The sequence below is a fragment of the Rahnella sp. P4_A8 genome (assembly GCF_056402435.1).
The window spans coordinates 1-6743 of sequence record NZ_JBFUHK010000105.1 but is presented as its reverse complement, the minus strand read 5'-3'; the positions used below and the strand labels follow the sequence as shown (position 1 = coordinate 6743).

Sequence of the window (6743 nt, the reverse complement as noted above, 5' to 3'; positions counted from 1 at the left end):
ACCCTCTAGTTGCCTCAACTCTTTATGATGATGTTGAATGTGTTAATTATCTCTGGCAATTGGCTCAAGCCTTGGGAGAGAACGGTAGCATTGAGGATAAATTTTCTGATGATTATCTCCTGCCAATACGCGAAAGGCTAATGAGTAAAATGTTCGAAGATGTTGAGAGTATTCATTTAATGGGGGGAGGGTATATAAATGAGCTATGGGCCGCTAATTTACGTCTGATCGAGCTTGTTTCATATTTCGGTAAAAAAAATGATGTCTTAACATATGCTACAGGTCTTGGGTTACAACCCTTGTCTGAAGAAAAAGCTGCACACATCTCTAAATTCATAGAAAGTTACTTTTGTTTTGATGTGCGGGATTATGCCAGCTATCAAGTTTTAGAAAAATTCCTTCCAGGTAAAATTTCGTTTATTGGTGATGATTATTTTTGTTTTCCATTCTCAGACGTTGTTAGTCTAATTGAAAGGGAAAAACCTGTGCTCCGCTTATGCCTTCATAATGAATTATCAGAAGGAGATGATAATGAACGACTTTTCATGGAGCAAGTTGAGACAGCAATAGATGCTTTTATTCAGAAGTTTCCAGGCTCATTAATTCGTTTTTATGAGTTTAGGCCTGGTTCTGATGGGTATTTCTTTAAAAAACTTAAACAAAAATTCCCTCTGATAGAAATGGTTTTTTTTGAGACAATTTGGAAGCATGGTTTACAGTTTTCAACGAAAGATTACTTTCTCTCTACCCGATTCCATTTTCAACTCATAGTTTCAAGCGTTGGATTGTCAGGCACATCTTTTTATTGGTCAGAATATTATAAAAATAAATTCGATAGTTTGAAGTATGTGACTGACTGGTCCTTTTTAAAATTGGGTGAAGAGCACTTAGAGCTTACGTCTTTTTTTGAGAATCACGGACCTTTTTTTCTGATCGACTTTGAGCGTGTTAATCGCGAGAAAAAGATGCTGGCAAACAGACTTTACGTATCGCCCGATTTATCAGTTTTATCGGAGGACCCCCAACCCCAAGAGGGGAACTCTTGAGTTTTTCAATATTGTTCTGAAAGCTCTTTTTTACCTGCATTCCCCACATGTTACCGGTAAAGTAAAGCTGGCCTCTGAGAAGGGCGAAGCAGGGGATTGCTGGCATGTGCTATCAGAATATTGTTATGGCTGCAATAGGTTCACCCTTCGCCATTCTCATGTACAATGCTTGTGTTCATTTGTATGGCTCAGTGCAGTTAAACTCACTGTTTACAGGGGTTTAGACTAAAAACTGGGCGATCAACTATTTCAGACAGGAGTTGCTAATGTCCAAACAACAGATCGGCGTTGTCGGTATGGCGGTCATGGGCCGTAACCTCGCGCTTAACATTGAAAGCCGTGGTTATTCCGTTTCCATTTTTAACCGTTCAGGCGACAAGACTGATGAAGTCATCGCTGAAAATCCGGGTAAAAATCTGGTTCCGCACTACACCGTCGAAGAGTTTGTTGACTCGCTGGAAAAACCTCGTCGTATCTTGCTGATGGTGAAAGCCGGTGAAGCAACTGATAAAACCATCGCATCCCTGACTCCGCACCTGGATAAAGGCGACATCCTGATCGATGGCGGTAACACCTATTACAAAGACACCATTCGCCGTAACCGCGAACTGTCCGAGCAAGGTTTCAACTTCATCGGTACCGGCGTTTCCGGCGGTGAAGAGGGCGCGCTGAAAGGCCCGTCTATCATGCCTGGCGGTCAGAAAGAAGCCTACGCGCTGGTAGCACCTATTCTTGAAAAAATCGCAGCCCGCGCTGAAGATGGCGACGCTTGTGTGGCTTACATCGGTGCAGATGGTGCCGGTCACTACGTCAAAATGGTTCACAACGGTATCGAATACGGCGACATGCAGCTGATCGCAGAAGCGTATTCTCTGCTGAAGCAGTCCCTGAACCTGAGCAACGAAGAGCTGGCGACCACCTTTGCTGACTGGAACAAAGGCGAGCTGAGCAGCTACCTGATCGACATCACCAAAGACATCTTCACTAAGAAAGACGAAGAAGGTAAATACCTGGTCGATGTGATCCTGGATGAAGCAGCGAACAAAGGCACCGGTAAATGGACCAGCCAGAGCTCACTGGATCTGGGCGAACCACTGACGCTGATCACCGAGTCTGTGTTTGCCCGTTACTTGTCCTCCCTGAAAGACCAGCGTGTTGCGGCTTCTAAAGTACTGTCCGGCCCGGCGGTGAAACCTTTCTCTGGCGACAAAGCGGAGTTCATCGAGAAAGTGCGTCGTGCTCTGTATCTGGGCAAACTCGTTTCTTACGCGCAAGGCTTCTCACAGCTGAAAGCCGCATCAGATGAGAACAACTGGGATCTGAACTACGGTGAAATCGCGAAGATTTTCCGTGCGGGTTGTATCATCCGTGCACAGTTCCTGCAGAAAATTACCGATGCGTATGCTGAAAATGCCTCTATTGCTAACCTGCTGCTGGCTCCGTACTTCAAAAACATTGCTGATGAATATCAGCAAGCGCTGCGTGATGTCGTGTCTTATGCCGTTCAGAACGGTATCCCGACGCCAACCTTCTCTGCTGCGATCAACTACTACGACAGCTACCGTTCTGCGGTTCTGCCCGCCAACCTGATCCAGGCACAGCGTGACTACTTCGGTGCGCATACTTACAAACGTACCGACAAAGATGGCGTATTCCATACCGAATGGTTGGATTAATTGCCTGACCGGCACGTGTTAAGCGTGCCGGTGTTGTCACGTCGAGACAAAAAAGCCGCCAATGCATCAGCAAAGGCGGCTTTTTCACGTCTGAACTTTTACTTTTGAATGTCGACGTTATTTCTTATGACGCTGACGCAGATTCTCAATGACCGCACTCAGGTTCAGATCCTGATCCTGCAGCAATACCAGCAGGTGATAAATGAGATCTGAGGCTTCGTTTTTCAGTTCAAAGCGGTCGTTGACGGTGGCGGCCAGCGCAGTTTCAACGCCTTCTTCACCGACTTTTTGTGCGATGCGTTTGGTACCGCTGGCGTAAAGTTTGGCGGTATACGAGCTTTCCGGATCGGCGGTTTTGCGCGAGGCGAGCAGTTCTTCGAGCTGATACAGAAACGCCCAGTCGGTTTCGGCAGGGTGGAAGCAGCTGTTATTGCCTTTATGGCAGGTCGGACCAAGCGGATTGACCAACACCAGCAGCGTGTCGTTATCGCAATCCGGGGTGATGCTGACGACGTTCAGGTAGTTTTCTGACGTTTCGCCTTTGGTCCACAGACGCTCTTTGGTGCGTGAATAAAACGTTACCTTGCCGGAAGACTGCGTAACGCCCAGTGCTTCCTGATTCATATATCCGAGCATCAGCACTTCACCCGACACCGCGTGCTGGATGATGGCTGGCATCAGGTTATCCACTTTTTCCCAGTCGAGCTGGCTAATCTGTTCATCGGTCAGCAGACCGGTTTTTACATCCTGATTACTCACAAGCGGATCTCCACGCCATTTTCGGCCAGGTAGCTTTTCAGCTCGCCAATATTAATAATTTGTTTGTGGAACACGGAGGCGGCCAGTGCGCCGTCGACCTGTGCTTCGCGGAAGGCGTCAAGGAAGTGTGACATGGTCCCCGCGCCGCCCGAAGCGATCAGCGGAACATGACACACTTCGCGGATCATCTTCAGTTGCTCAAGGTCATATCCGTTACGCACGCCGTCCTGATTCATCATATTCAGCACAATTTCACCTGCGCCGCGTTCCTGCACTTCCTTCACCCAGTCGATAGTCTGCCAGGTGGTGATCTTAGTACGCGCTTCATCACCGGTAAACTGATGAACCTGATAAGTTCCCGTCTCTGTATCGTGCCACGTATCGATACCCACGACGATACACTGTACACCATACCTGTCGGCAAGGCGGGTGATCAGTGTCGGATCCGCCAGGGCAGGGGAATTAATAGAAATCTTATCTGCACCAAACTGCAAAATCTGGCTGGCATCTTCAAGGCTCTTAATGCCACCCGCCACGCAGAAAGGGATATCAATAACTTCAGCCACGCGCGATACCCAGCTTTTATCCACTACGCGGCCGTCGCTTGAGGCGGTGATGTCGTAGAATACCAGTTCGTCCGCGCCTTCCTTCGCATAGCGCTGCGCCAGCGGTACGATATCGCCGATGATTTCGTGATTGCGGAACTGTATGCCTTTGACGACCTGACCGTCTTTAACGTCGAGGCAGGGGATTATCCGTTTTGCCAGCATGAAATTGCCTCCGTCACATTAAATTTACCGTCGAGCAATGCGCGCCCGACAATCACGCCTTCCACACCGCTGTCACGCAATGCAGCGATATCATCCAGTGAGCCGATACCGCCTGAAGCCTGAAACGCCACCTGCGGATAACGCGCTGTCACTTCACGATAAAGTTCGACGTTGGAACCGGCCAGCGTGCCGTCACGGGAAATATCGGTGCACAGCACATGTTTCAGGCCGAACGGCAGATATTGCTCGACGACCTGTTCCAGCGTGGCATTGGAGTTTTCCTGCCAGCCGCTGATGGCCACCTTTTTGGTACCTTCGGCATCGATGCGTACATCCAGTGCCAGCACCAGCGCATCCGCGCCGAAACGGCTGAACCAGCCCTGCACGGTCGCCGGATCTTTCACTGCAGTCGAACCGACCACCACGCGGGTTGCGCCAGCGTTAAGCAGTGCTTCAACGTCCTGCTCATTACGGATGCCGCCACCGACCTGCACCGGCACGGAAACACCGGCCAGTAATTTCGTCAGCAAAGGGATCTGGCGTGCAGCCGGATCTTTCGCGCCGGTTAAATCGACAAGGTGCAGAACCTGCGCACCTTGCTGCTGATAATCCTGCAAACGCGGTAACGGATCATTGCCGTAGTCACGTTGCTGACCGTAATCACCCTGATGCAAACGCACCACGCTGCCTTCGATCAAATCCAAAGCGGGAATAATCATGCTGTTTACATCTCCAGAAAGTTTTTCAGCAACTGTGCGCCCGCGGCACCGGAACGTTCGGGATGAAACTGCACGCCGAAGAAGTTGTCTTTTTGTACGGCGGCGCTGAAGGGCTCGCCGTAAAGTGTCTGAGCGACTGTGTTTTCGCATACCGGCATGGCAAATCCGTGGACGAAATAGAAGTAAGCATTTTCATCAATGCCGCGGAATAAATGGCTGTCGGCGTTGGCGGTGACCTGATTCCAGCCCATATGTGGCAGCGGCAAACCAAGGTCTGGCATGCGCTGCACCGGCGTCTCAATAATACCCAGTGTATCGATACCGCCATTTTCTTCGCTCGATGAAGCCAGCAGTTGCATACCCAGACAAATGCCCAGCACCGGTTGGGTGCAGGCTTTGATCAGGTCAATAAGCTCACGCTGTTCGAGCTGTTCCATCGCCGCCTGCGCCGTGCCGACGCCCGGTAAAAACAATTTGTCAGCCTGCAACACAATCTCCGGTTCACGGCTCACCGTGGGCTCATAGCCCAGACGCTGAACTGCATATTTCACGGAAGAGAGGTTGGCACAGCCGGTATCAAGGATAACGACATTCATCACAGCACTCCTTTCGAGCTCGGCAGGGTGTTGCCATCCACACGAATTGCCTGGCGCAGTGTGCGGCCAAAGGCTTTGAACAGGCTCTCAACACGGTGGTGATCGTTCTTGCCTTTAGTACGCAAGTGCAGGGTACAGGCCATCGCATAAGACAGTGAACGGAAGAAGTGTTCGACCATTTCCGTGCTCAGGTCGCCGACGCGCTGATAGTTAAATTCAGCTTTGTATTCCAGGTGCGGACGCCCGGAGATATCCAGTGCACAGCGAGCCAGACATTCATCCATTGGCAGTACGAATCCGAAACGGCCAATGCCACGTTTATCGCCCAGCGCTTTGTTCAGCGCTTCGCCCAGCGCCAGTGCGGTATCTTCCACCGTGTGGTGATCGTCGATATATAAATCGCCTTTCACTTCGATGTTCATACGAAAACCGCCGTGCGTAGCGATCTGATCCAGCATATGGTCGAAGAAACCGACACCGGTACGGATTTTGCTTTCACCTTCGCGATCCAGCCAGACATCCACATCAATGGCCGTTTCCCGCGTTACGCGGTTAACTTTTGCATGGCGGTCACGTTGAGTCAGTTGCTCTGCAATCGTCGCCCAGTTCAGCGTATCGCGCTGATAACGCAGCCCGGCGATACCCATATTGGCCGCCAGCTGGATATCAGTGTCACGGTCGCCAATCACATAACTGTTTGCCGTGTCCAGCACGCCGCTTTCCAGATAACCCGCCACCAGTTTGGTTTTTGGTTTACGGCAATCGCAGTGATCGGCTGGCAGGTGCGGACAAATCAGCACCTCGTCGAAAACGATGCCCTGTGAGGTCAGGATCTGCATCATCAGGTTGTGCGGCGGGTCGAAGGTTTCCTGCGGGAAACTGGCGGTGCCCAGACCGTCCTGATTGGTGATCATCACCAGTTTAAAACCGGCATTTTGCAGCGCTAAGAGTGCCGGAATGACGCCCGGCTCGAGGGCCAGTTTGTCCAGACGGTCGACCTGAAAATCTTCAGGTGGCTCGGAAATCAGGGTACCGTCGCGGTCGATGAACAGTGTTTTTTGCAATAACGGACTCTGGCTCACATGTGCTCCTTGCGGGGGCTATTTTGATTATCATTAAGAGTGGATGCGGTAGCGCCAGGTAAAGGCTGCAGGGCGGTGATCACCCGTTGCAGTTC

Annotated in this window: 7 protein-coding genes; 2 read left to right on the top strand and 5 right to left on the bottom strand. The window is 50.6% G+C overall.

The features are described from left to right. Nucleotides 1-1046 (top strand): hypothetical protein (locus tag AC1DUO_RS22835; RefSeq protein WP_477988880.1); only part of this gene is annotated, 1046 nt, incomplete at its 5' end. A 266-nt stretch (nucleotides 1047-1312) separates the two neighbouring features. Further along, a complete protein-coding gene (gene gndA / locus AC1DUO_RS22830) occupies nucleotides 1313-2722 on the top strand; it encodes an NADP-dependent phosphogluconate dehydrogenase (protein ID WP_013575079.1) in 1410 nt (469 codons plus the stop codon). 117 nt (nucleotides 2723-2839) lie between these two features. Here the strand turns inward: gndA and hisIE are convergent, their stop codons facing one another. The 5 genes from hisIE to hisB are packed head-to-tail and all read right to left on the bottom strand — an operon-like array spanning nucleotide 2840 to nucleotide 6630. Then, entirely contained in the window at nucleotides 2840-3454 is a 615-nt protein-coding gene (gene hisIE / locus AC1DUO_RS22825) for a bifunctional phosphoribosyl-AMP cyclohydrolase/phosphoribosyl-ATP diphosphatase HisIE (RefSeq protein WP_041689068.1), read from the bottom strand. A 23-nt stretch (nucleotides 3455-3477) separates the two neighbouring features. After that, nucleotides 3478-4251, bottom strand: a complete 774-nt coding sequence (gene hisF / locus AC1DUO_RS22820; RefSeq protein ID WP_013575081.1) for an imidazole glycerol phosphate synthase subunit HisF — start codon at nucleotides 4249-4251, stop codon at nucleotides 3478-3480. Then, nucleotides 4233-4970, bottom strand: coding sequence for a 1-(5-phosphoribosyl)-5-[(5-phosphoribosylamino)methylideneamino]imidazole-4-carboxamide isomerase (gene hisA / locus AC1DUO_RS22815; RefSeq protein ID WP_013575082.1), 738 nt, complete (start codon nucleotides 4968-4970; stop codon nucleotides 4233-4235). Before hisA ends, hisF begins: the two co-directional genes overlap by 19 nt. A gap of 5 nt (nucleotides 4971-4975) precedes the next feature. Then, on the bottom strand, nucleotides 4976-5566 hold the full coding sequence (gene hisH, locus AC1DUO_RS22810) for an imidazole glycerol phosphate synthase subunit HisH (protein ID WP_013575083.1): 591 nt from the start codon (nucleotides 5564-5566) through the stop codon (nucleotides 4976-4978). Then, nucleotides 5566-6630 carry a bifunctional histidinol-phosphatase/imidazoleglycerol-phosphate dehydratase HisB gene (gene hisB, locus AC1DUO_RS22805; RefSeq protein ID WP_015689709.1) on the bottom strand — a complete coding sequence of 355 codons (1065 nt, stop codon included), beginning with the start codon at nucleotides 6628-6630 and terminating at the stop codon, nucleotides 5566-5568. Before hisB ends, hisH begins: the two co-directional genes overlap by 1 nt. Between the last annotated feature and the right edge of the window lie 113 nt (nucleotides 6631-6743).

Coding starts and splice junctions, on each gene's coding strand:
- gndA (WP_013575079.1), top strand. CDS start 1,313: ATGTCCAAACAACAGATCGGCGTTGTCGGTATGGCGGTCATGGGCCGT.
- hisF (WP_013575081.1), bottom strand. CDS start 4,251: ATGCTGGCAAAACGGATAATCCCCTGCCTCGACGTTAAAGACGGTCAG.
- hisA (WP_013575082.1), bottom strand. CDS start 4,970: ATGATTATTCCCGCTTTGGATTTGATCGAAGGCAGCGTGGTGCGTTTG.
- hisH (WP_013575083.1), bottom strand. CDS start 5,566: ATGAATGTCGTTATCCTTGATACCGGCTGTGCCAACCTCTCTTCCGTG.